The organism is Roseateles koreensis (assembly GCF_028595305.1).
GTDB lineage: Bacteria > Pseudomonadota > Gammaproteobacteria > Burkholderiales > Burkholderiaceae_C > Paucibacter_A > Paucibacter_A koreensis.
On sequence record NZ_JAQQXS010000008.1, the window covers coordinates 76289 to 101321 of the forward strand.

Genomic DNA, 25033 nt, shown 5'->3' on the forward strand with positions numbered 1-25033 from the left:
CCCAGGCCTTAGCGAGGGATCGAAAAGGTGTGGCGCGTATCGCGCCGGGTCCGCACATTTGCATACCGATCAGGGCCTCTTGCTGCTGTCGATGTCCACATACTGCCACCAGTCCAGCGCAAATTCGGGGCGCCGGTAGCCAATCAGCCAGGGCTGGGCCAGGTCGGTGATCAGGCGGTGGCCGCGGGCCTTGTAGGGCGCATAGGCCACACCCAGGCGCTTGGCCTCCCGGTACACGGCGTCCCGCTCGGGCCCGTCTGCCATGCCATTGGCTTGTTCGTAGAGCGTGTCCATGGCGGGCAGCTTGAAGCGTGCGTAGTTCTGCCCGCCAATGCGCGGGCTGTAGTAAAAGCCCAGGGCGTCCTGCCCGTCGGGCGAGGAGGCCGAACTGCCGAGCGACCAGATCTGAAATTTTCCGGCCCGCAGGCTTTTGAGGTTCTCCGGCCATTGGGCGGGTTTGAACTTGACCCGCAGACCCACGCTGGCCAGGCTTTTGCGCCAGATCTCGTCCACCTGGCGCTGGAAGTTGTCGGGTGTGGTGAGGCTTTCCAGCAGCAACGGGCTGCCATCGGGCTGCTCGCGCCAGCCGTCGCCGTCGCGGTCGACATAACCGTACAGGTCCAGCAGGGCGCGGGCGCGGTCGGGGTCGAAGTCGCCGTTCTCGCTCTTGAATAGCGGGTCGTAGCCGGAGGTGTGTGGCAGCAGGATGGATTGCGCGCTGATGGCCTGCCCGCGCCGGGCGATCTGCATTTCACGCGGCGCATTGGTGGCCAGCGAGATGGCGCGGCGCAGCGCAATGCGGGCCGGCTCGAAACCACCCACCACCGGGTCTTCCATATTGAAGACGGTGAACAGCACATCCGAGGCCACCACGCGGTAGAACTGAATGCCACTTTTGGCGAGATTCGGTGCCAGCTTGCCACCCGGGATGGCCTGGTTGGTGAAGTCCTCGGGCAAGGTGTAGAGCAGGTCGAACTGGCCGTTCAGAAAAGACAGCCAGCGCGGCTGGTTCTCTTCGATGATGGCCACCTCCACGCGGTCCACCATGGGCAGGCGCCGGCCTTTGAAGCGCGCCAGCAAGGCGTGGCCTTCGGCGTCGTCGGCATTCGGCTCAGCGTCGTAGTAACGCTCACGATAAGCGGTGTTTCGACGGAGTTCGATCAGGCTGCTGCGGCGCCAGTCGCCCAGCACAAAAGGCCCCGTGCCGACCGGATGTTCATTGCTCTTGTCGCCATAGGCTTCGATCACCTCACGCGCTACCGCGCCGAACAGGCTGCCGTCGGCCAAGGTCTGGGGCAGGCGCGGGCGTGGCTCGGCGAGCTTGAGTTGCAGGGTGTAGCGGTCGAGCGCGCGCAGGCCGTCAAGCGGCTTGTCGTAGTTGAAGGGCTTTTGGTTCTTCTCGACCTCGGCCCGGTACTCGTTGAGCCCGAGCATGTGCAACTCTTCCAGGCCGTCCCAGGTGGGGCTGTTGGTCAGCGGGTCGGCAAAACGCTTGAAGCTGTAGACAAAGTCTTGCGCCGTCAGTTCGCGCCGCTGGCCCTTGAAGGCGGGGTCAGCGGCGAAGTAAATGCCCGGCTGCACGCGGATCGTCCAGGTCTTGTAATCGGCACTGTGCTCGGGTAGCGCGGCAGCGGTCAGCGGCTTGAGCTTGAAGGGGCGCGCCAGGTAGTCGTAGGTGAACAGGCCTTCAAACAAGTGCTGGACGATGATGCGCGAGTACATGTCGCTGACCTTGGCGGGGTCGAAACCGGTTTCAGCCACCTTGAAGGCATAACGCAAAACCTTCTCGGGCTCCGGGGCGCCGTTGGCCGGGTAGGCCAGCGTGGGCAGCAGCAGGCTGCCACCGGCCAGCAGGCCTTGCAGCAGCAGGCGGCGGGTGGGTATTGGGGTGCTCATGGCTGGGCCGCCTTTAGGGCGTCGGTGTCGATGTCCACATACTTCCAAAAGTCTTTCTGGAACACATGGCGGTTGTAGCCCTTGACCCAGGGCTGCGCCAAGTCGGTGAAGATGCGATGCACCTCCATCTTGTAGGGCATGTAGGCGATCAGCAGGCGCTGGGCTTCGCGCATCACGGCGATGCGCTCGGGGCCGTCGGGCATGGCGCGTTGCTGTCGATACAGCGCGTTGAAGGCCGGCAGGTCGAAGCGGGCCTTGTTGGATTTGCCCTTGGCTGCCCCGTCGCCCAGGGCCAAAAAGGTGTCGCTGTCGGGGGTGGTTGCCACCCAGGACACGCCCCACATCTGCAGCTTGGCGGCATTGGCGGATTTAAGGTTTTCAGGAAATTTGGCGATTTTGAAGCGAATGCGAACCTTCAGCGCATCCATACCTTTTTGCCACAGTTCAATCAATTGCCGGCTTGTGCTGTCGGGTTGGCTGGCGTATTCAAGCTGCAGTGGTGAGCCGTCGGGCATGTCCCGCCAGCCGTCGCCGTCTGCGTCAACATAACCGTACAGGTCCAGCAAGGCCTGTGCCTTGGCAAGATTGAATTCGCTCATTTCTGATTTGTAGGCGGGGTCGTAGCCATAGGTGCCCGGGGCGATGGGCCCCTGCGCAGCCACGGCTTGGCCCCGCCGCGCCAGGCGAATCTGTTTGCCAATGTCTGTGGCCAACGAGATGGCGCGGCGCAGCGCCACCTTGTCGGGCGTATAGCCGCCTACCGTTGGGTCGTCCATATTGAAGTACGAAAACGCCACTTCCGGGTAGGTGAATCGTGTCATCTGCACCCCACGCTTGGCGAGGTTGGGGGCCAAGTGATTGTTGGGTGTGGCGATGCCGGCGAAGTCAAAGGGCAGCTCCAGAATCAGCTCGGTCTCCAGGCCCACAAAAGACAGCCAGCGCGGCTGGTTCTCTTCGATGATGGAGATCTCCACCCGGTCCACCATGGGCAGGCGTCGCCCTTGCAGGGCCTGTACCTGGGCGGCCAGCACGGGATTGTCGGTGGGCGGCGACTCGTCGTAGTGTTCTTCCCGGTAGTTGGGGTTTTTGTCGAGCAGGATGCGCGAACTGCGCCGCCAGTCGGCCAGGCGCCAGGCGTTGGTGCCGACGGGGTGCTCCATCACCCGGTCGCCATAAAACTCGACCACTTCACGGGCCACGGCGCCCAGAAAACCGGCATCAGCAAATTGGTACACAAAGCGCGGGTCGCCCAGGCCTAACTTGACCTGAAAGCGGTAACGGTCGAGTTGTTGCAGGCCCTCCACCGGGCGGTCGTAGGTGAAGGGCTTTTTGGCCTTCATCACCTCCGCGCGCAACTCGCTCAAGCCCAGGATCTTGACGTTCTCCAGCAGGTAGAGGTTGGGGCTTTTCCACTGCGGGTCGTAGTGGCGCTTGATCGAGTAGATGTAGTCGGCCGCGGTCAGCTCGCGCTTTTTGCCCTTGAAGGCTTCGTCGTCGGCAAAGTAAATACCGGGCTTGAGCTCGAAGGTGAGAGTCTTGAAATCGGCCGACACCTCGGGCATGGCCACCAGCACATTGGGCCGCAGCTTGGCAGGGTGGGTGTGGTACTCATAACGCAGTGGTGCGTCGAAGATGCCGGCGGCCACAGTCTTGGAATAAACGTCGGAAATCTGCGCTGGATCAAAGCCTGTTTCAGCCGCACGAAAGGCGTAGCGCAGGATTTTGGGCGTTGCTGTAGTTTCGCCGGCGGGCACGCCTTGAGCCCCCGCCGGGGCGCTTGCCAAGGCACAGGCCATCGACAGTAGGGCGGCCAGGCCGCGCAGGAGAAAGCGCGTGGGGCTGCGGCGGGCTGGGTGGGCAGCAGGAAGGGCAGCGGGAATCAAGGGTTTCATTTCCTGGATCGGCAAGAGAGGCCGGCGCAGGCTCTTTTGAAGCCAGCCGCCGTTGAACAGTCGCGCAGTCTAGACCGCCCGCGCGCGCCTTGCGGGCGAAATCCGCCCGTCTTGTCCGTTATTTGCCCAGCACCGGATAAATGCCAAGTCGGCAAATGCTTCCCTTCGACTAGACTCGCGCCACATTTCTTTCCTGACGCCTGAACGAACGACAGAGCCTTTCACAAGGGGGCTCTAACGCCGGGCGTCATCAGAACGACCCCGTCCTTGGAGACCCTTCTCAATGGTGGCCTATCTGTTCAGGCGCCTGTGGCAAATGATTCCGACCCTGCTGGGCGTGGTGCTGCTGGTGTTTTTTCTTTTCAAGTTTTTCGGCGGTGACCCGGCCGAAATCATGGGCGGTTTGAACGCCAGCCCGGAACAGATCAACGCCATCCGCGAGCAGCTTGGCCTCAACAAGCCGGTGTGGGAGCAACTGCTGATCTTCATCAAGCAGATCGTTACCTTTGACTGGGGCAAGAGTTGGGCAACCAATGAGCCGGTGTCGGCCCTGTTTGCCAGCCGCCTGCCGGCCACGCTCACCGTGATGCTGCCTATCCTGGTGCTGGAGGTGGTGCTGGCGATTCCGTTTGCCCTGGCCGTAGCCTATGTGCGCGGCAGCACCACCGACCGCGTGGTGATGATCTTGAGCACCGTCGCGGTGTCGATCTCGCTGCTGGTCTATGTGATCGTGGGGCAATACCTCTTTGCGTTTCGCCTGGGCTGGTTCCCGGTGCAGGGCTGGACCGACAGCGTCTGGACCAATCTCACCACCTATGCGCCGCTTCCCGTGCTGGTGGCTGTGGCGGTGTCCATCGCGCCTTACACGCGGCTTTACCGCACCTTCTTTCTGGATGAAATCGGGCACGACTATGTGCGCACCGCCCGCGCCAAGGGTCTGACGGAGCGCACCATCCTGCTCAAGCATGTGCTGCGCAACGCGATGATTCCCATCATGACCAATATCTCGGTGGCGCTGCCGGGCGTGTTTGTGGGCAGCTTTTTGCTGGAGGTGTTTTTCTCCATCCCCGGGCTGGGGCGTGAGATTTTGCTGGCGGTGAACCGCAGCGACTATCCGGTGATTCAGGCGTTTGCCATCTACATCGCCTTCTTGACCATGGTGGTGAACCTGATCACCGACTTGCTCTACAAGCTGGTGGACCCGCGGGTGGTGTTGAAATGAGTGCGGTGATGACGAACAAGAGCGCGGCGTCCAAGGCTGTTCAACGGTCTGAGGGCGTGTGGTTGGCCGCTTGGCGGCGTTTGCGCAGTGACAAGGTGGGCATGGTGTCCATGGTCATCGTGGGCCTCTTTTTGTTGCTGGTGCTTGCTTCGGCTGCCGGCTTGGTGGCCAAAAATTGGCAGAAGGAAGTGGGCGTGCCCAATGCGCCGCCGACCTTCATGGGCCCGGCGCCGGCCGAGGCGCAAGGCGCGCTGAACATGCCCGCCGGCCCCAACGTGGACCTGAGCGACATCGACCCGCTGGCGCCCAAATACGCCGAGTGGAACGAGCGCGCCAAGGCCTACAAGACGGAGGTGACGGTGAAGGCCGAGACCCTGCCTTGGGGCGGCGACCGCCTGGGTCGCGATGTGCTGTCCAAGGTTATCAAGGGCGCCGAGGTGTCGATCCTGGTGGGCGTGCTGGCTGCGGTGGTGGCCACCTTCATTGGCACCGTGCTGGGCGCCCTGGCGGGATTTTTCGGCGGCAAGGTGGGCGACGTTCTGGAGTGGGTTTACAACGTCTTCACCGCCATCCCGAGCATTTTGCTGATCTTCGCCTTCGCGGTGATCTTTGGGCGTGGCGTGTTGTCGGTGGTGATGATTCTGGGCCTGGCGGGCTGGACCGGCATCTACCGCCTGATCCGTGCGGAGTTCATGAAGCACTCGGTGCGCGAGTACGTGCGCTCGGCGGAGGCCATCGGCGCCAGCAAGTTCTCGCGCATGTTCAAGCACATCTTGCCCAACGTCTCGCATGTGGCGCTGGTGCAGCTAAGTCTGCACGTGGTGGCCTTCATCAAGAGTGAGGTGATCCTTTCTTACCTGGGCCTGGGCGTGGGGGTGGACCAAGTGTCCTGGGGCACCATGCTGAGCGAATCGCAAAGCGAGCTGATCCTGGGCTATTGGTGGCAGCTGGCCGGCGTGACGGCGGTGATGGCGGTGTTTGTGACCGCCTTCGCCTTGTTTACCGATGCCTTGCGTGATGCGCTGGATCCCAAATTGAGAGGCTTGGAGTAAAGCCATGCTGTTGCGTATTCAAGATCTAAAAGTCGCCTTCCGCATGGGTCGCCATAACGGCGAAATGCAGCGCACGCTCGCCGTCAAGGGCGTGAGCTTTGATGTGCCGGAAAATTCGACGGTCGCCCTGGTGGGTGAATCAGGCTCGGGCAAGAGCGTGACCGCCATGTCCATCCTCAATCTGCTGCCCGAGAATGCCGAGCGCAGTGGCCGGATCGAGTTCCAGGGGCGTGACCTGCTGCAGACCAGCCTGCGCGATCTGCAAGCCATTCGCGGGCGTGAGATTGCCTGCGTGTTTCAAGACCCCATGAGTTCGCTCAACCCGGTGTTTACCGTGGCGGATCAGATCATGGAGCCGTTGATCAAGCACATGGGCATGAGCCGCCGCCAGGCGCTGGTGCGTGCCGAGGAGTTGCTGAACGAGGTGGGCATTCCCGACCCCAAGCGGAGGCTGAAGGCTTATCCGCATGAGATGTCGGGTGGCCAGCAGCAGCGCGTGATGATTGCGGTGGCGCTGGCCTGCAGCCCGAAGTTGCTCATCGCCGACGAGCCGACCACCGCGTTGGACGTGACCATCCAGCGCCAGGTGATGGACTTGATGGCGCGGCTGAAGGAGTCGCACAAGATGAGCCTGTTGTTCATCTCGCACGACTTGGGTGTGGTGGGTGAGATTTCCGACCAGGTGGTGGTGATGCGCCACGGCGAAATCCGTGAGAAGGCTCCGGTGGCGAAAATCTTCAAGAACCCCCAAGACCGCTATACCAAGGCCTTGTTGGCATGCCGCCCTTCCCTGACCGAGAACCCCGACCGCCTGATGGTGATCGACGATCACATGGCGGGCCGTGAGTCGCAAGCGCATGTGAATCGCAAAGACCCCGCAGCACCGGTGATTCTGGAAGTTCGGGGCCTGAAGAAAAGCTTTTTCTTCAAGAAGGGCCTGTTCGGCCAGCAAGAGTTTGTGGCGGTCAAAGACGTCAACTTCAAGCTCCGCAAGGGCTACACCTTGGGTGTGGTGGGTGAGTCGGGCTCGGGCAAGACCACCATGGGCCTGACCCTGCTGCGCCTGCACGAGCCTACGGGGGGCGAGGTGCTGTTTGAGGGCCAGGACTTGCTCAAGATGAGCGGCCCCGATTGGCAGAAGATGCGCCGCCGCATCCAGGTCGTGTTCCAGAACCCCTACGCCTCGCTGAACCCGCGCTTCACCATTGCCCAGACCCTGGTCGAGCCGATGGAGATTCACGGCATTGGCCAAGACCACGCCGACCGCCTGGCGCGTGCCAGCGCCCTACTGACCAAAGTGGGGCTGGATGACACAGTGCTGGGCAAGTACCCGCATGAGTTCTCGGGCGGCCAGCGCCAGCGCATTGCCATCGCGCGCTGCCTGACGCTCAACCCCGAGGTGTTGGTGCTGGACGAGTCGGTGTCGGCGCTGGACGTGTCGGTGCAGGCCCAGGTGCTCAATCTGCTGAAGGATTTGCAGGACGAGTTCGGCCTGTCCTACATCTTCATCAGCCACGATCTGGCGGTGGTGAAATTCATCTCCGACGAGGTGCTGGTGATGCAGAACGGCGATGTGGTGGAGCAAAACGAAACCCAGGCCTTGTTGAAACAACCGCGTCAGGACTACACCCGACGCCTTCTGGGTGCCGTGCCGCGGGGGTATCAAGCACCCGCTGACGAGGCTGTGGCCTTGGTTTCATAGCGAGAGCTAGCTTTACGGCACGTTTGCGGCCCCGCCGTCCTTGCTGCCGCCTTGGCCTACGATCGCACGATGCAATCCGGAAATTTTGCACATCCCTGCGTGCAACAGTGTTCAAGCTGATGGATTTGTTGCCGATAGACCGACGAATGACCATGGTTTTCAGCGCACCCACTTTCAGGCTGGGGCACCCCGGAGCGTTGAGCCCTGCGGGGGGCCGTTTGGTCATGCGCGGATGGTCAGTGGAATTCGGGCGTTGGGCTCGATGCAGGCTGCCGGGAGGGATGGGATCGCTGTTGTTGCTAACGCTGTTCCTGTGCGCAGGCTGTGGGCCGCAGCCAGGCGGGGGGAGTCCCCCCGTGGAGCCCCCCGGCGCGGCCACTGCTCAAGTTGAAGTACGCGATGAGTCGGTGTTGCGGGATCTGGAAGCCATCGAACGCAGGGGTGACAGCGGCGATCTCGCCAAAAGAGAACAAGCCTTGCGCGAGTTGCAGGCGCGCGCTGCGCCGGGCAGCTGGGAGCGCTTGCATATCCTGACTTTGCGCGGCGAGATTGCGGTGGCACTGGAAGATTCGTCGCTGAACGATCAAGTCATGGACGAGTTACTGGCTTGGCCGGAAGGCTCCAAGCAGGCCATCAGTCAATTTGCCCAGGCCTACCTCAGCGCACAAGCCCTGGCCAAAAAGGGCAGCCGGCGGGCGGCCATTCAGGCCATGTCGGGCTTGCCGGCTTTGCTGGAGGGCCCCACGCCCAAGCCCTTGCTGTTGCGCTTCTATCGGTTCTGGGCCACGCAGAAGTCCGATTTTGGCGACGTGGATGGCGCCATCGCTGCCAATCTCCAGGCCTTGAAGTTGACCGATCAAATCGGACAACCCTGGCGCCGTGCCCTGTGTCTGGGGGCACTGTCCTATGTTTATGTGCGGGCCCAGCAACCGGAGCGGGCCCAGGAGGCGGCGGACGAGGCCTTGAAAGAGGCCATGAAGAGCCCAGATCCAATGACGCTGTTTGCCGTCAACAATGCCCGGGCGATTATTTTCGGTGAGTTGAATCAACCCGAGCAGGCCCGCGAAGCCTCCGATCTGACGGTCGGTTATGCCCGGGCCTTGGGCTCCACCAAACTGCTGGCGCTGGCCTTGGCCAATAGCGCTGACCTTTTGTTGCGCAATGGTTTGTATGCCCAGGCCCTGGCGATTTCGCAGGAATCGCTGCCCCTGGCTTTGTCCAGCAAAGACGACAGCGCGGAGTCTGTGGCGCGCGCCAATATCGGGCTCGCCAAAATCGCCATGAAGCGGGTTGAAGAAGGCAAGCGCGAGGTGTTGCAGGTGATCGCTCAGGATGAGCGCATGGGCAATGTGGGTGAAGTCGCGGCGGGTTGGCTGGAACTGGGGACCTATCTGGAGCGGGCTGGTGACATCTCTGGCGCGATCCATGCCTATCACCAGCATCGGCGTTGGGCCGACGAGGCTTTGCGCGCGGAGACGCGGCGGGCGATTCTCGGCGCGCAGGCGCTCTACGACGATGAGCGCCGCGCGCGCGAGCACGACTTGCTGAGCCGCGACAACAGCCTCAAGGCCGAGCAGTTGCGTGCCCGTGACCTGCAGATCAAATTGTGGGCAGCGGTGGGCGGCTGCGTGGTGGCGTCGTCCGTTTTGCTGGGTTTGGCGTATCAGCGCATTCGCAAGACCAACAAGGCGCTGGCGCAAAGCAATGCCGCGCTGAAGGTGCAAAGCGAGCGCGACCCGCTCACCGGCCTGGCCAACCGCCGACACTTCCAGGCGGTCATCAAGTCGGCGGGGGCGTCAGAATTCAATGGCACCTTGTTCCTGATCGACATCGATCACTTCAAGCGCGTCAACGACCAGTTCGGCCATGCGGCTGGCGACGCTGTGCTGATCGAAGTGGCTCGCCGTCTGAAACAGGCGTTACGGGACGCCGATCTGGTGGTCCGCTGGGGGGGCGAGGAGTTTCTCATCGTGGTGTCATCTCACGACGCGGCCGATGCCCGGCAACTCGCCCAGCGGCTGCTGGACCAGATCGCCATCGTGCCCGTCAGGCATGGTCGGGAAGCGATCCCGGTGACGGCTTCGATCGGCTTTGCCCGCTTTCCTGTCTTGCCACATGGGTGGATGCCAACTTGGGAGCGCGCCATCGATCTGGTCGACACCGCCATGTACATGGCCAAGGCGCATGGCCGCAACAAGGCCTTCGGGATTGACAGCATCGAGGCACGCGACGAGCCGGAGCTTCAGGCTGTGGCCGCTGAAATGGAGGCCGCATGGCAGGCCGGCCGGGTCCATTTACAGACCTTGCAGGGGCCGACCCCGCCGCAGGGGCTTGCCGCATGAAGTGGCTTTGCACCCTTGCGCTGGCGTGGTCCGGGCTGTGCGGGCCAACCGCGGCTGCGGCGACGGCATCTGCAGCCCCCGCCGCCTCGGTGGCTGGCGCGTCGCAGCCCCTGGCGCTTGAACGTGTGCCGGACCCTGCGCTGGACAGCAAGTTGAACGCCTTGCTGTGGCGCGCCTTCGATCGCCCGGACGACGCCTTGAAGAGCCTGCGGCAGTTGCAGCGGGAGTCTTCCTCCGTCAGCCAGGCTTGGCAGTTGCAGCTCGCCGAGGCGCGGATTGCCGTGCGTGCGGGCGACTTTGCGCACGCCCGGGCTTTGGCGGATGCACTGTCGGGTACCCCAGAGTTGGCTGGCCATGTGGCTGTGTTGCGGGCCGAGTTGGCCGATCGCCAGAACGAACTCGCGGCTGCGGAGCGTGAGTCGGGCCTCGCCATCCAGATTTTGTCTCAGCATTGCGACAAAAATGATCCGGGTGTGGGCATGGTCCGTGGTTGCGATTTTCGGGCGCTTTGGTCGGCGCTGCGAACGCTGACGCGACTGCAAGCCATCCAGGGGCTGGACCCGCTGGTGGAGGCCAACGAGCGCTGGGCCCTGGCCCTGGCCGAGGCTGGAAAAGACTCCTTGTTGAGCGCCATCTCCATGGCCCAGCTCTCACGCGTAAGCGATCGCCAGCAACAACCCGAGGCGGCGCGCCGCTGGATGGTGCAGGCCTTGCAAACGGCGCAAGGCGATGCCCTGGCCATGGCCTATGTGAAGAATTCTGAAAGCGTGCTGGCGGGCCGGCGAGGTGATGTGCCGGGGCAGCTCAAAATCCTGGAAGACGGCCGGGAGTTCGCCACGCAGGCTGACGCAGTCTGGGTGTTGGCGCTCAACCGAACCTTTCTCTCCAACCTCTACCTGCACAACGGCAAACCCGATCTGGTTGTTGCTGCCGCCTTGGAAGCCTTGCCGGTGGTGCTGAACAAGAAGGACTTTTATACCGAACGCATCCTGCGGCACAACCTGTCCGTGGCCTACATTTTGCGGCACGAGTACGCCAAGGCCCGGCAAGAAATGGCCCGGGTGGACGCCCTGCGCGAAGGGCTGCCGGATCAAAGCATGCGCATGGGCGAACTGCGCGAATTGAGTGAGGCCTGGGAGAAGGTGGGCCAAGCCAAAGAGGCGATTCAGCTCTATCACGCGGAGCGGGCGCTCAACGCGCAGGTGCATGCGGGCAACCGGGAGGCTTCCCTCAAACAGCTGCAAGTCAAGTACGACAGCGAGCGCAAGCAGCGTGAGCTGGACTTGCTGACGCGGGACAACCGCCTTAAAGACCGGCAACTGAGCAATCGCCAATTGATGACGGAGGTGGGCCTGGCGGTGGCCGCCTTGTTGGTGTTGTCGCTGCTGCTTACCGCCGTGATGGTCCGCCGGGTTCGCGCTGCCAACAAGCGTCTGAAAGCCAACGAGGCCTTGCTGCGCGCCCAGAGCGAGCGTGACCCGCTGACCGATCTGGCCAATCGGCGTCATTTTCTGGGCGTGATGGAGCTGCAGGCGCAGGCCTATTTCACAGGTGCGCTGTTGATGATCGACATCGACCATTTCAAGCGGGTGAATGACCAGCACGGGCATGCCGCTGGCGATGTGGTCATTTGCGAAGTGGCCCGCCGCATCAGTCAGACGGTGCGCCAGAACGACCTGGTGGTGCGTTGGGGTGGCGAAGAATTTCTGGTGTTTGCCGCTGAAGTCTCGCAGGAGCAGCTCACGCAGCTGGCCCAGCGCATCTTGCATGCCATCGGGGGCCAGCCGGTGATCGCGGAAGACGGCCCGCTGCGTGTGACCGCGTCCATCGGGTTTGCGCACTTCCCCTTGCCGCCTGCCCGTTTGAACGTGCGCTGGGAGCAGGCGGTCAACTGGGCCGACATGGCGCTGTATTCCGCCAAGGCCAAAGGCCGTAACTGCGCCGTGGGCATCGCCACCGTCAATGCGCAAGACACCCATGCGCTCCTGCAGATCGAAGCCGACTTCGACGCGGCTTGCTCCGCCGACCGGGTTCGTCTATTCGAAGTGGCAGGCCCTGTCGTCTGATGTGCAAGCCCAGCGGGGACCGGTGCTGAGAAGCATCGACAAGTGTCGACAATAGGCATATGAAATTCGATGCCCTGCGCCACGCGATGTGGCAGCGCCTGACACAGTCACCCCACCTGCGGGCTGACCTGCTGGCGGCGTTCGTGGTCAGCGTGCTGCTGATTCCGCAAAGCCTGGCCTACGCCATGTTGGCGGGCTTGTCACCCCAGGTGGGCCTGTATGCCAGCTTGCTGCCCTTGTTGGCCTATGCCGCGCTGGGCAGCAGCCCGGTGCTGGCTGTTGGGCCGGTGGCGGTGCTGGCGCTGATGATCGCGCAGACCCTGGGCGGCTTGCCGCCCGGCATCGGCGCCGAAGCCGGTGCCTTGGTGCTGGCGGCCGAAATGGGCCTGATTCTGCTGCTGGCCGCGGCGCTTCGGCTGCACGCTTTGGCCGCGTTGCTGTCGGTGCCGGTGCTGCAGGGCTTCGAGATAGGCGCCACCCTGAGCATCGCCTTGAGCCAGCTGCCGGTGCTGGTGGGCTCGCAGGTGCAAGGGGTTGAGTTGGGTACCTTGGTTCAAGAGACTTGGCGCCACGGCCTCAGCTGGCATACGGCGACACTGGTCTTTGGTGCGGGTGCATGCGGGTTGTTGTTGCTGTCGCGGCGTTTGTTGCCCCCGACGCTGGCGCGGCTGGCCCCGCTCATCGTTTTGTTGGGCGCCGTGTTGCTGTCCTGGCTGTTGAACGCCGGCAATTTGGGCATCAAGCTGCTCGGGAGCTTGCCCCAGATGCAGCTACGTTTCACGTTGCCCTTGCTGAACCCGTCGGTGTGGCTGGCCTTGTTGCCGAATGCCCTGCTGCTCGCGCTCATGGCCTATGTGAGCAGCTTGGTGGTGGCGGAGTCCCTGGCCCGCAAGCGCGGTGAGCGGGTCAATGAGGCGGCGGAACTGTGCGGTCTGGGCCTCGCCAATTGGGTGTCGGCCTTTAGCGGCGGCATGCCGGTGGCCGGCAGTTTTTCGCGCAGCGTGTTGCTGCACGACGCCGGCAGCCGCACTCGTTTGAGCGGCGCCGTGGTGGCCTTGTTCATGTACCTGGCCATGTTGCTGCTGGCAGCGCCGCTGGCCTGGTTGCCCAAGTCGGTGCTGTCGGCGACGATTTTGGTGGCGGTGCTGTCAGGGCTGCGGCTGTCGCATTTCACCGAGGCCTGGGCGTACTCCCGGCGTGAGGCCTTGTTGATGGGGTTGGTGATGGTGACTGTGCTGTGCGTGAATCTCGCACTCGGCTTGGGGCTGGGCGTGCTGGGCTCCATCGCGTTGCTGCTGCAGCGCAGCGCGCGCCCGCATGTGGCCTTGCTGGGGCGCGTACCCGGCACCGAGCATTACCGCAACGTCGACCGCCATGCGGTGGAATTGCAGGCCGATGTGCTGGGTCTGCGCATCGACGAAAGCCTGCTCTTCACCAATGCGCGCACCCTGAGCGACGTGGTGCAGGGCTTTCTTGTTGTGCAGCCCCAGGCGCGCCGTGTCTTGCTGATGATGTCGCCAGTCAATAGCATCGATTTCAGCGGTCTGGAGGCCTTGAAAGACTTGCATGATGCGCTCAAGGTCCAGGGCCTGCGCCTGGACCTCTCCGAGGTGAAGGGCCCGGTTCTTGACCGCCTGCGCGCTGGCCACTGGGAGCGTTGGTTTGAAGGCCAGCTGTTCTTGAGCTACCACCAAGGCATCACCGCTGGGGAGCGGCCTTTGCGGGATGACCCGGTGCCGGTGATTTAGAACTTCCTGATTTGAAGCGAAGTGAAGCTTGGATCACCCGATGAGTTTGCCCAGCAAGCCATAAACAACGAACGCTTTGAACTACTGGGGCAATTTGTATATGACAAGGAAACTGATTTGAGTTGGACCCGATGCAGCGTGGGACAAAGATGGGTTCAACCCAATTGATGCATCGGGACGCCCAAAGGATTCATTTTCTCGCAGGCGCAGTTCAAATCAAACAATGAATGGCGAGTTCTATCTAAATCGGAAATTAGGACGCTAATCAACGAGAAAAGAAGTTCATTAAATTTTGATCTCGATGTCCTTCCAGGCATGGATAAAGAACAACTCCTTTACTGGACAAATGATCAGACCAATAGCACGAGCACTGATCAGAAGGTGATCAATAAGTTATTTTTTGGGCGTGACTCAGCCGCGCAGCAATTTTTCTTCAGCCAGGGCCAGGGCTTCGGGCACGCCTGAGAGCACCAGCGTGTCGCCACCGTGCAGCAGCAACTGGTCGTCAGCCGACACGACGGCGCCATTGGCGCGGCGCACGGACACCACCTGCACTCCGGTGGCATGCAGGGCGAGCAAGCCCAGGTTTTGTTGTGCATAGGCGCTGGCGGCCGGCAGGGTGACGGAGCGCAGGCGGGCGTGCTGGCGCTCTTCCATCGTGTCGTCATCGGCACCGTGGAAGTAGCCGCGCAACAAGCCGTAACGAGCATCCCGAGCGTCACGCGTGAGGCGGATCACGCGCCGCATGGGCACCCCCACCAGGGCCAGCGCGTGGCTGGCGAGCATGAGGGAACCCTCGATGGCTTCAGGCACCACCTCGGTGGCCCCAGCGGCGCGCAGCCGCTCCAGATCGCTGTCGTCGATGGTGCGCACCACCACCGGCACTTGCGGCGCGTGCTGTTGCACCAAGTGCAGGATTTTCAAGGCCGAGGGTGTATCGGGGTAGCTCACCACCACGGCGCTGGCACGTGCCAGGCCGGCAGCCATCAGGCTAGGCAGGCGCGCGGCGTCACCAAACACCACGCTCTGGCCCGCCGCAGCGGCCTGGCGCACCCGGTCGGGGTCGAGGTCCAGCGCCATATAGGGGATGTGCTCACCGTCGAGCAGACGCGCCAGATTCTGGCCACTGCGCCCGTAGCCGCAGATGATGACGTGGGCATCGGCCTTGATGGCTTTTTTGGCGATGGTGGTGAGTTGCAGCGACTGCATCATCCAGTCGCTGCTGGAGAGCTTCATGACGATGCGATTGCTGTACATGATCAAGAAGGGCGTGGCCAGCATCGACAGCACCATGCTCGCCAGTACCGGGCTCAAATAGTGCGCCGGGATCAAGGCATGCTGGCTGGCCAGGGTCAGCACCACGAAGCCGAATTCACCCGCCTGCGCCAGGTACAGGCCGGTGCGCAAGGCCACGCCGGTGGGTGCCTTGAACAGCTTGGCCAGCCCGGTGATGAGGCCGAACTTGGCAAGAATCGGCAGCACGCTGAGGATCAGCACCAGCGGCCATTGTTCAAGCAGCATGCGCCAGTCCAGCTTCATGCCGATGGTGATGAAGAACAAGCCCAGCAGCACATCGTGGAAGGGCCGTATGTCGGTTTCCACCTGGTGCTTGTATTCGGTTTCAGCAATCAGCATGCCGGCCACAAAGGCGCCCAGTGCGAGTGACAAACCGGCATGCTCGGTCAGCCAGGCCAGGCCCAGCGTCACCAGCAACACATTGAGCATGAACAGTTCTTCGCTCTTGTGGCGTGCCAACAGGGTGAGCCACCAGCGCATCACCTTTTGCCCCCCCATCAACAGCAGCGTAAGCAGCAAGGCGGCCTTCACACTCGCCCAGATCAAGGACTGCGCCATTTCGGCGCCACTGCTGTTCAGGGCCGGCACCATCACCAGCAAAGGCACCACGGCCAGGTCTTGGAACAGCAAGACGCCGATCACGCGGCGGCCGTGTTCGCTTTCAAGCTCCAGCCGCTCGGACATCAGCTTGACGACAATGGCCGTGCTGCTCATGGCCATGGCGGCGCCCAGCACCAGGGCGCCCTTCCACCCCAGCTCCCAGGGCCAGCCGAAAAAGGCGAACAGGGCTTGCAAACCCGCATTGCCCAGCACGGCGCCCACCATTGTGAGCAGCACCTGCGTCAGGCCCAGGCCAAACACCAAAGTGCGCATGCTGCGCAGCTTGGGCAGATTGAACTCCAGCCCGATCACGAACATCAGAAACACCACGCCAAATTCAGCCAGGTAGCTGATGTTGGCGTTGTCGCCCGCCAAGGCCAGGGCGTTGGGCCCGATCACCACGCCCACCGCCAAGTAGCCCAGCATGGGCGGCAATTTGAGGCTCCGGCAGGCGACCACGCCCAGCACCGCAGCGGCCAGGTACAACAGGGTCAGGTCAAGCGAGGTCAGCATTGGCCGATATTAAACGGCAGGTGGGCATGCTGAAGGAATCGCCCGGCAACTGTTGCACAGAGGAGTTGATTCGATGAGTTGAACAAACGCCGTGAATTTGCTGGCGCTTTGCGTCTCGCCTGCCGAACTTCCCTAACGCACAGTCCCGACGCGCAATTTGCGCGCGGCCAGCCAGTCGTCCCGGCTCATGTCGTGGCGCGCCAGGTCTTTGTCGTACCAGTGTTCGATGCCGGTGTAGTGCATGCCCAGGCGGTCCATCACCTTGCCGGAAGCCAGATTCTCGGCCACGCGAACGGCGCAAAGTTGCACGGCCTGGAGGTCTTCAAAAGCAAAGTCGGCCATGCGCTGTGCGGCCTCCGACGCAAAGCCCTGGTGCCAGCGGTCCAGACGCAGGCGCCAGCCAATTTCCAGCGGGCCGCTGCGCACGCGCCCCAGGTGCTGGATGCAACCCGCGCCAATGAGCTCGCCGGTGGCCAGTTCGATAAAGGCCCACCAGGAGTAGCCCCATTCCGCCCATTTCTCCTTGACCCGGTCAATCATCAACTGGGTGTCCTCCGGCGTGTCTGGCTTGCCGGTGATGTAACGCATCACTTCGGGGTCATTGTTGAGCCGGTGCAAGCCGTCGAAATGCGCCTCGGTGAGGGGCTCCAGGCGCAGGCGGGGGGTTAGCAGAATGGTCATGCAGGGCCTCTGGATCGGTGGACGGTGATTGTGCGCTCTCAGGCCGGGGCAGGCCCGGCGCCAGCGTCAGTGCCAGAGTTCGCGGGCTGGTTCAGCGCGCCACAGCACAGGCTCAAGGCTTCTTGGTAGTTGGCGGCCAGGCGACCCCTTGCGTCCAGCGCCACCTCGCATTGCGCCATGTCCAGAAAAGGACTGTTCAAAAGCACGGCCAGCAGGCGCGCGTGGCTGAATTTTTGCTGCATCACGGGCATTTGCAGCGCAAGTGCGGGGCCCTCTTTCTCGGGCTCGGTGCTGACCATGCAGATGATGGCCACGGCATTGAGCGTGAGGTCGGGCGGTGCGGGTGCATGCAGTTCGGCCAATTCGACGTGGCGTGCGTCCAGCCCTTCGCGGCGCAGCAGGCGCACCAAAATCTCGGTGGCCACCTCGCTGAAGGGACCGCCCAGGCCGACGCAAAGAATCACGCTGCCGTCGGGCACACCCAGCGGGCCTTGCCAGGGCCCCATCTGCTGCTCCCGCCGGGCGCGCAGTTGCCGGCCGAGGGACACATCTTCCAGCAGCGAGGCGGGCTGGGCCTTGTCGCGCGGTGTGGGGCGGAATGGGCGACGACCATTTTTGCCATTTCCGCCATGGGCCTTTGCCGGCGGGACCTGTGTATCGCCCGCCAACGTTTCGATCACCGAGGCCACCAGATTGCGCAGTTTGACGCCGTCTTGCTGGCTGATCCGCCCTTCGTCGAAATCGTGGCGCGCCAAGTGCAGCCCCGGCAGCAGCACGTTGTCGCAATAGGCCGAAAACGGTTGCCGCTTCAGGTAGGTGCGTGCGCTGGCAAGAATCTCGTGGGCATCGCCCGACAAGGCACGCTGGTAAAAATTTTGGGCCAGTGTGAGGGCCCGGACTTCTCCGAACAGAAGCTCCAGCGCGCTCAGCGCCGGCACATAACGCCCCGCCACCACGAGACATAGCGTGAGCGGGGTGGACACCACCAGGCCCACCGGCCCCCAGATCCAACTCCAGAACAAGGCGGCGACGACCACCGAGATGGGCGACAGACCGGTCGAGTGCGCGTACAAGCGTGGCTCGATCCACTGGCCGGCGAGGGTCTCTACGACGATGAACAGGCCGGCCGTGCTGAGCGTGAGCGACCAGCACGGGTCGATGGCCGCCGCCAGCAACGTTGCACAGATCGCGGCGATCCAAAACCCCACATAGGGCACGAAGCGCAACACCGCCACCATGCAGGCCCATAGCACCGCGTGCGGCAGGCCGATCACCAGCAGGCCGACCCACAAGACCGCACCCACGGACAGATTCAGGGCGAATTGCGCCACGAAAAATCGCGCCAGGCGTTCGGCGGCGTCATTCACCGCCTGCGTGGTGGCGCGCAAATCCTTGCTGCCAACGAGGCGGATCAGCCGGTCGCGCAGGGCTTCGTGATCCAGCAAGACAAACACCAGCACGACAAACACGATGCCGGCCGTGACCAGTGGCGACCACACGCGGTTGAGCACGCCGCTGATCAGCTCCGCCGCACGCGGCGCGGGTTGGCGAATCACCACAGGAACCGGCTCGTTGCCATTGAGCAGCCGCGTGGCGCCATCGGGCGCGGTCGCGGAGGGGGCTTCTGCCGCAAAGGGGCTCAACACACGGTCGGCTTGACCTGCGAAGCTGCCCATTTTGTCCAGCGTCATTTCGCTGATCGTGATCAGCTTGTGGCGGATGGTTTTTTCGTACTGCGGCAGTTCTGCAGCGATGTGAAACACCTGGGTGCCGATGACGGCCGCCACCACCCCGGCTGACACCGTGAGCGCCAGGGTGGCCAGCCACACTGACAAGGTGGTGCCCACGCCCAGGCGCCGCAGGCCTTGCACCCAGGGCCAGACAAACACGCCCATCAGAACCGCCAGGGTGATGGGGACCAAGACTTCCCGGCCCAAATACAGAAGCGCCAACACCACGGCAGTCCCGAGCATGCCGGCGAGTTTGTTGTTCACCGGGACCGGGCTGGCGTTCTCTGGGTTGGTGGGCATGGCAGCTTGGTGGGAGTGTGAGTGAAATGGCGAAACGATGTTAGGGCGCAAAGGCCGTTGCATAACTGCATGCACGCGCGGCATGACGGGTCGGAAGAATGTCAAATTGTGCCGTGCCGCGCGACCCTATGCACAAGGTGCATGGGCGCATGTGCACAAGGTTGGGGTGAGGGGCTTGGGGACGCATCAAGTCTTGATACCGTTCGGGCCACCAAAAGTTACGGAGCATTACATGCCCAATCTGTCCTTTGTTTCGCCCACCCGCAACAGCCCCTGGGGGACGTATCTGTCGCAGATCGATGCCGTGGAGCCCTACCTGGGCAAGCTCGCGCGCTGGGTCGAAACCTTGCGCCGCCCCAAAAGGGCGCTGATCGTCGACATCCCCATCGAGCTCGACAACGGCAGCATCGCCCACTTCGAGGGCTACCGTGTTCAGCACAGCCTGACCCGCGGCCCGGGCAAGGGTGGCGTGCGTTACCACCCCGACGTGACGTTGGAAGAAGTGATGGCGCTGTCCGCGTGGATGACCATCAAGAACGCGGCGGTCAACCTGCCTTACGGCGGCGCCAAGGGTGGCATTCGCCTCGATCCCAAGGCCTTGTCGCTCAAGGAGCTGGAAAAAGTAACGCGCCGTTACACCAGCGAGATTGGCATCATCATCGGCCCGCAGCAAGACATTCCGGCTCCTGACGTCAACACCAATGGCCAGATCATGGCCTGGATGATGGACACCTATTCGATGAACACCGGCGCCACCGCCACCGGGGTCGTAACGGGCAAACCCATCGCACTGGGCGGTTCGCTGGGCCGCGTGCAGGCCACCGGCCGCGGTGTGTTTGTGATCGGGCGTGAAGCCATGCGCCGGCTGCACATCGACATGGAAGGTGCGCGCATCGCGGTGCAAGGTTTTGGCAATGTGGGCTCCATTGCTGCCAAGCTGTTTGCCGCCAACGGCGCCAAGGTGGTGGCCGTGCAAGACCACACCGGCACCATCTTGAACGAGTCGGGTTTTGACATGCAGAACCTGCTGGACCACGTGGCCGCGACGGGCGGCGTGGGCGGCTTCAAGGGTGGCGATGCGATTGCCAATGATGATTTCTGGAAGGTCAAGAGCGATGTGCTGATCCCCGCTGCGCTGGAAGGCCAGATCAACAAAGAGCGCGCCGAGGGCCTGCAGACCCGCCTGGTGCTGGAAGGCGCCAACGGCCCGACCACGCCCGATGGCGACGCCGTGCTGGCCGACCGCGGCATCGTGGTGGTACCCGATGTGATCGCCAATTCAGGCGGCGTCACGGTGTCTTACTTCGAGTGGGTGCAGGACTTCAGCAGCTTCTTCTGGACCGAGGACGAGATCAACGTGCGCCTGGACAAAATCATCACCGGCGCCTTCAAGCACATCTGGGACACCTCTGAAATCCACCGCACCAGCCTGCGCACCGCCGCCTTTGTGGTGGCCTGCACGCGGGTGCTGGAAGCGCGGGTGGAGCGCGGTCTTTATCCCTGAGCTTTACAAGCTGAGCCGGCGTGTCGGGCTCGCCCAGCTGGCGGGCAGGTCTTGCAAGACCTGCCCCGCCGACAGGGAGCGAATCGGAACGCCCAGGTCCGACGGAATGCGCTGGCGGGCCTGTAAGGCCATGTAGCGCAAGGCACTCACGCGCAAGAAGGAGGCGAAGTTGCCCACCGCGCCACGCGCCTGCACTAACTCGTCGTGCAGCTTTTCGATCAGCTGGGTGACGCTCATGCCGTCGCGGGCGCCGATTTCCTCCAGCACCTCCCAGTGCAGGTTTTCCAGCCGGATGCTGGTGATCACCCCATGCAGACGAACCGAGCGCGTGCGCGATTCGTAGGATTCCGGGTTGGCGCTGATGAACACTTCGCACATGAGGACGCTCCTGACGGGCCAATGGCTGGCGGATAGCCGGTAAGTTCAGCGCATTCTGAACCGTTCTGCGCTCAATGGCTGATGCGTGTACCCAGCAGCGCCAGGAACTGTGCCATCCAGGCTGGGTGGGCCGGCCAAGCGGGCGCGGTAACGAATTGGCCGTCCGTGACGGCTTGGTCCACCGGTATCTCCGCGTAGCTGGCACCTGCCAATTCAACTTCAGCCGCGCAGGCTGGGTAAGCCGAAATGCGCTTGCCGCGAATCACGCCTGCAGCTGCCAGCAGTTGCGCGCCATGGCAGACGGCGGCAATCGGCTTGCCCTTTTGGGCGAAATGCTGCACCAGGCTCAACACGCCGGGCATGGTGCGCAGGTATTCGGGCGCCCGGCCGCCGGGAATCACCAGGGCGGCGTAGTCGTCGGCCTGGATGTTGGCAAAGGTGGCGTTCAGGGTGAAGCGATGCCCTGGCTTTTCAGAATAAGTCTGAGCGCCCTCGAAGTCGTGGATGGCGGTGAGGATGTAGTCCCCCGCCGCCTTGCCAGGGCACACCGCATCTACCGAATGGCCCACTGCCAGAAGGGTCTGGAAGGGCACCATGGTTTCGTAGTCTTCGGCATAGTCGCCGACCAGCATCAGCATTTTTTCCGCTCATCTCAAGTCTCCTGTTGATTGGGCCAAGACCTTGTGCCCGGCCTGAGTTGATTGTCTGGATGCGGGTGGCCGAAGGGGTAATAGCGGGTTGTTAGAACCTGCCCGTGGCCTGCACCGGTCGGGACCCCCTCGATATACTTGGCACCATGAACAATGCCCCAACTTTTGACGCTGCCCGTGCTATCCGCATGGGGCAGGAAGCGCTGCACATCGAGGCCGCTGCCTTGACCGCCATGGCGCCACGCCTGGGTGACGCCTTTGCGGCGGCCGTGCAAGCGGTGTTGAACTGCAAGGGCCGGGTGGCCGTGATGGGCATGGGCAAGAGCGGCCATGTGGGGCGCAAGATCGCGGCCACGCTGGCTTCCACCGGCACGCCGGCGCTGTTTGTGCACCCGGCCGAAGCCAGCCATGGCGATCTGGGGATGGTCACGCCGGGCGATGTGGTGGTTGCGCTGTCGAATTCGGGTGAAAGCGATGAGCTCAATGCCATCTTGCCGGTGCTCAAGCGTCTGGGTGTCACCATTCTGGCGATGACGGGCCGGGCTGAATCCAGCCTGGCGCGGCATGCCCACATCGTGCTGGACAGCGCGGTGGCGGAAGAGGCCTGCCCGTTGAACCTGGCGCCTACCGCCAGCACCACCGCGCAGATGGCGCTGGGTGATGCGCTGGCGGTGGCGCTGCTCGATGCTCGGGGTTTTCGCCCTGAAGATTTCGCGCGCTCGCACCCCGGCGGGGCGCTGGGCCGCAAGCTGTTGACCCATGTGCGTGACCTGATGCGCAGCGGTGTCGATTTGCCGCGTGTGCTGCCTGAGCTGCCCTTCACCGAGATGATGCGTGAGATGTCGGCCAAGGCGCTGGGTGTGGCCATCGTGGTGGACGCGCAGGATCAAGTGCTGGGCATCTTCACCGACGGCGATTTGCGCCGCTTGGTTGAAAAAGGCCAAGACCTGCGTGAACTGACCGCTGCCCAAGTTGCGCACAAGAACCCGCGCAGCATCGGTGCCGACGCCCTGGCGGTGGACGCTGCGGTGCTGATGGAGTCCGCCCGCATCACGCTGGTGCTGGTGGTCGACGAGCAGCAGCGCCTGCAAGGCGCCATCACCATCAACGATTTGATGCGCGCCAAGGTGATCTGATGGGCATGCACACACTGCAAGCCGCGCTGCGGTTTCCGCCGGAGTTGTTGGTCAAGGCCCAAGGCACGGGCCTGGGTTTGAAGGCTGCGATTTTCGATGTAGACGGCGTACTCACCGACGGGCGCATCTACATTGGCGAGCAAGGCGAGCTGTTCAAAGCCTTCTCCACCCTGGACGGTCACGGCCTCAAGCTGCTGGACCAAGCAGGCATCACGCCCATCGTCATCACCGGGCGTGATTCACCGGCGGTGCGCCGCCGTGTTGCCGATTTGGGGTTGCGCCACGCCGTTTACGGCGCCAAAGACAAGCTGGCCGTGGCCCTGCCGCTGTTGAACAGCCTGGGGCTCGCCTGGGGCGAGGTGGCCGCCATGGGCGATGACTGGCCGGATCTGCCGCTGATGACCCGTGCGGGCTTTGCTTGCGCGCCGGCCCAGGCCCATGCCGAAGTCAAGGCCATTGCCCACTATGTCACCCAGGCCGCAGGCGGCCACGGCGCCGCACGCGAATGCTGTGACGTGATCCTGCAGGCCTGCGGGCGTTACCAGACCCTGCTCAATGGCCATCTGGACACCTTGGACGGGGGCGTGGCCTGATGGCCGCTGCCCCGCTGCCGCAGGCGCCCCTGGCCTCTGCAATATCCGCTGCATCGCCCCTGGTGCCCCCCCGGCCGGCGCTCACGCCGCGCGTGGTGCAACCCTTGGCTTGGCGCATTCAGGCGGTGCTCACCGCTTATTTGCCTTTGATCTTGATGGCGCTGCTCGCGGCGGGCAGCTGGTGGCTTTTGAAAAACACCCCACGGCCCGATGAGCCCTCCGAAGCTCGGGCGGTTCGGCATGAGCTGGATTACCGGATGCGCAACTTCGATCTGCAGAAGGTCGGTGCTGACGGCAAACTGCGGGTGCGCATCGAGGGCGACGAGATGCGGCATTACCCGGACACCGACACGCTGGAGATCGACGGCATCCACCTGCGCGCCACCGGGACCGATGGCAGCCTGACCCTCGCCCGTGCCGCCCGGGCCATCAGTAAGGCCGATGGCAGTGAGGTGCAATTGATGGGCTCTGTACACGTAGAGCGTTATGACCCTGTCGCGCAGGGGGCGCCGATGGGCATGCCGAAGTTGCAGATGGCGGGAGAATTCCTGCATGTCTTCGTCAACACCGAGACCTTGCGCTCGCACGTGCCGGTGCGCATCAGCTACGCCAGTGGCGAGATTCAGGCACAGAGCTTCGAGTACGACAACCTCACAGGCCAGCTCAGCTTTGCCGGCCAGACGCGCGGGCAATTTACGGCACCAGCCAAAGTCAAACAGAATCGCAAACCATGAGCCTTGCTTCTTTGGCCCCACTGGAGTCTCCCGCCCCGCTGGTCTACATCACCGGTGCGTCAAGCGGCATCGGGCAGGCGCTGGCCTTGCGTTACTACCAGGCCGGTTGGCGCCTCGCGCTGGTGGCGCGCCGTGCGGCCGAGATGCAGCAGTGGGCACAGGCTGAGGGCCTGAGTGCCGACCGCTGGGCAGTTTACGGTGCCGATGTCAGCGAGATCGATTCCATCACAGCGGCGGGCCGCCAATGCATGGCCGCGCAAGGCCTGCCCGATGTGGTGATCGCCAATGCGGGCATCAGCATCGGCATTGACACCGCCATCTTCAGCGACCTGGCAGTGATGCAGCGCTTGTACGCCACCAACAATATCGGCATGGCGGCGACGTTTCATCCCTTCCTCGCCGCCATGAATCAACGTGGCCGGGGCTGCCTGGTGGGGGTGGCCAGCGTGGCCGGCATTCGCGGTTTGCCCGGGCACGCCGCCTATTGCTCCAGCAAGGCCGCGGTGATCAGCTATTGCGAAAGCCTGCGCGGCGAATGCCGTCCTCATGGCGTCCATGTGCTGACGCTTGTACCTGGCTATATCGATACGCCTTTGACGCAAAAAAATCGTTACGGCATGCCTTTTTTGATGTCGCCCGAGCGTTTTGCCGACAAGGCATTCGAGGCGATTGCGCAGCGGGCCCGTTTTCAGGTCATCCCCTGGCAGATGGGCTGGGTTGCCCGGCTCTTGCGCTTGCTGCCTGACGCGCTGTTTGACCGCTTGTTGGCCGGGCGCCCGCGCAAACATCGCCAGGACGAATAGCGCGGCGACTGCACTGTCAAGACACCCCCTTTGGGGGAGTTGCAGGGGGCTGACAACCTGCAAGAGTTGACAGGCACTGTGCCCTTGCACCCTCCGTAGACTGCCTGCAGGGATTTTGCATACCGCCGCTGTGAGACGGTCGGATGCAGCACAAGGCCCCAAGTGCTATTGCGCCTATGCGCGCTTGTACTTTTC

Annotated in this window: 18 protein-coding genes; 11 read left to right on the forward strand and 7 right to left on the reverse strand. The window is 63.2% G+C overall.

The genetic code is table 11. The features are described from left to right. Positions 1 to 69: 69 nt before the first annotated feature. Both PRZ01_RS10390 and PRZ01_RS10395 read right to left on the reverse strand, forming a co-directional pair. Positions 70 to 1896 carry an ABC transporter substrate-binding protein gene (locus tag PRZ01_RS10390; protein ID WP_273596714.1) on the reverse strand — a complete coding sequence of 609 codons (1827 nt, stop codon included), beginning with the start codon at positions 1894 to 1896 and terminating at the stop codon, positions 70 to 72. Next, positions 1893 to 3788: an ABC transporter substrate-binding protein gene (locus PRZ01_RS10395; protein WP_273596715.1), complete on the reverse strand. Its 1896-nt coding sequence runs from the start codon at positions 3786 to 3788 to the stop codon at positions 1893 to 1895. Before PRZ01_RS10395 ends, PRZ01_RS10390 begins: the two co-directional genes overlap by 4 nt. A 283-nt stretch (positions 3789 to 4071) precedes the next feature. Between PRZ01_RS10395 and PRZ01_RS10400 the strand changes: the two genes are divergently transcribed. From PRZ01_RS10400 to PRZ01_RS10425, 6 genes are all read left to right on the forward strand, one after another. Further along, on the forward strand, positions 4072 to 5010 hold the full coding sequence (locus PRZ01_RS10400) for an ABC transporter permease (RefSeq protein ID WP_273596716.1): 939 nt from the start codon (positions 4072 to 4074) through the stop codon (positions 5008 to 5010). An 8-nt stretch (positions 5011 to 5018) separates the two neighbouring features. Next, positions 5019 to 6062, forward strand: coding sequence for an ABC transporter permease (locus PRZ01_RS10405; RefSeq protein ID WP_273596717.1), 1044 nt, complete (start codon positions 5019 to 5021; stop codon positions 6060 to 6062). A 4-nt stretch (positions 6063 to 6066) separates the two neighbouring features. Then, positions 6067 to 7764: an ABC transporter ATP-binding protein gene (locus PRZ01_RS10410; protein WP_273596718.1), complete on the forward strand. Its 1698-nt coding sequence runs from the start codon at positions 6067 to 6069 to the stop codon at positions 7762 to 7764. Between the two features lie 356 nt (positions 7765 to 8120). Continuing rightward, positions 8121 to 10106 (forward strand): GGDEF domain-containing protein, encoded by a 1986-nt coding sequence (locus tag PRZ01_RS19245; RefSeq protein ID WP_273596719.1) that lies wholly within the window; start codon positions 8121 to 8123, stop codon positions 10104 to 10106. After that, positions 10103 to 12172: a GGDEF domain-containing protein gene (locus tag PRZ01_RS10420; RefSeq protein ID WP_273596720.1), complete on the forward strand. Its 2070-nt coding sequence runs from the start codon at positions 10103 to 10105 to the stop codon at positions 12170 to 12172. Before PRZ01_RS19245 ends, PRZ01_RS10420 begins: the two co-directional genes overlap by 4 nt. 59 nt (positions 12173 to 12231) lie before the next feature. Beyond that, the gene (locus PRZ01_RS10425; RefSeq protein ID WP_273596721.1) at positions 12232 to 13920 is read left to right on the forward strand and encodes a SulP family inorganic anion transporter; all 1689 of its coding nucleotides are present in this window, start codon (positions 12232 to 12234) and stop codon (positions 13918 to 13920) included. Positions 13921 to 14331: 411 nt separating this feature from the next. Here PRZ01_RS10425 and PRZ01_RS10430 read toward each other — a convergent pair whose 3' ends face one another. From PRZ01_RS10430 to PRZ01_RS10440, 3 genes are all read right to left on the reverse strand, one after another. After that, positions 14332 to 16329 (reverse strand): cation:proton antiporter domain-containing protein, encoded by a 1998-nt coding sequence (locus PRZ01_RS10430; RefSeq protein ID WP_273596722.1) that lies wholly within the window; start codon positions 16327 to 16329, stop codon positions 14332 to 14334. Between the two features lie 132 nt (positions 16330 to 16461). Further along, positions 16462 to 17010 (reverse strand): GNAT family N-acetyltransferase, encoded by a 549-nt coding sequence (locus tag PRZ01_RS10435; protein ID WP_273596723.1) that lies wholly within the window; start codon positions 17008 to 17010, stop codon positions 16462 to 16464. A 38-nt stretch (positions 17011 to 17048) separates the two neighbouring features. Continuing rightward, on the reverse strand, positions 17049 to 19040 hold the full coding sequence (locus PRZ01_RS10440) for an AI-2E family transporter (RefSeq protein ID WP_273596724.1): 1992 nt from the start codon (positions 19038 to 19040) through the stop codon (positions 17049 to 17051). Positions 19041 to 19272: 232 nt separating this feature from the next. Here PRZ01_RS10440 and PRZ01_RS10445 point away from each other — a divergent pair, with 232 nt between their 5' ends. Then, on the forward strand, positions 19273 to 20544 hold the full coding sequence (locus PRZ01_RS10445) for a Glu/Leu/Phe/Val family dehydrogenase (protein WP_273596725.1): 1272 nt from the start codon (positions 19273 to 19275) through the stop codon (positions 20542 to 20544). A 3-nt stretch (positions 20545 to 20547) separates the two neighbouring features. On the opposite strand, the gene PRZ01_RS10450 is transcribed toward PRZ01_RS10445, so the two are convergent. Beyond that, the gene (locus PRZ01_RS10450; protein WP_273596726.1) at positions 20548 to 20922 is read right to left on the reverse strand and encodes a ribbon-helix-helix domain-containing protein; all 375 of its coding nucleotides are present in this window, start codon (positions 20920 to 20922) and stop codon (positions 20548 to 20550) included. Positions 20923 to 20993: 71 nt separating this feature from the next. Further along, positions 20994 to 21560 carry a DJ-1/PfpI family protein gene (locus tag PRZ01_RS10455; RefSeq protein ID WP_273596727.1) on the reverse strand — a complete coding sequence of 189 codons (567 nt, stop codon included), beginning with the start codon at positions 21558 to 21560 and terminating at the stop codon, positions 20994 to 20996. Between the two features lie 158 nt (positions 21561 to 21718). On the opposite strand from PRZ01_RS10455, the gene PRZ01_RS10460 reads away from it, so the two are divergent. Genes PRZ01_RS10460 through PRZ01_RS10475 form a run of 4 tightly spaced genes read left to right on the forward strand, consistent with a single transcriptional unit; the run spans position 21719 to position 24838 of the window. Beyond that, a complete protein-coding gene (locus PRZ01_RS10460; protein WP_273596728.1) occupies positions 21719 to 22708 on the forward strand; it encodes a KpsF/GutQ family sugar-phosphate isomerase in 990 nt (329 codons plus the stop codon). Between the two features lie 5 nt (positions 22709 to 22713). Then, positions 22714 to 23301 carry a KdsC family phosphatase gene (locus PRZ01_RS10465; RefSeq protein ID WP_273596852.1) on the forward strand — a complete coding sequence of 196 codons (588 nt, stop codon included), beginning with the start codon at positions 22714 to 22716 and terminating at the stop codon, positions 23299 to 23301. Further along, entirely contained in the window at positions 23301 to 24035 is a 735-nt protein-coding gene (lptC, locus tag PRZ01_RS10470) for an LPS export ABC transporter periplasmic protein LptC (RefSeq protein ID WP_273596729.1), read from the forward strand. The genes PRZ01_RS10465 and lptC overlap by 1 nt, the downstream gene beginning before the upstream one ends. Beyond that, positions 24032 to 24838: an SDR family oxidoreductase gene (locus tag PRZ01_RS10475; protein WP_273596730.1), complete on the forward strand. Its 807-nt coding sequence runs from the start codon at positions 24032 to 24034 to the stop codon at positions 24836 to 24838. The genes lptC and PRZ01_RS10475 overlap by 4 nt, the downstream gene beginning before the upstream one ends. Positions 24839 to 25033: the final 195 nt, after the last annotated feature.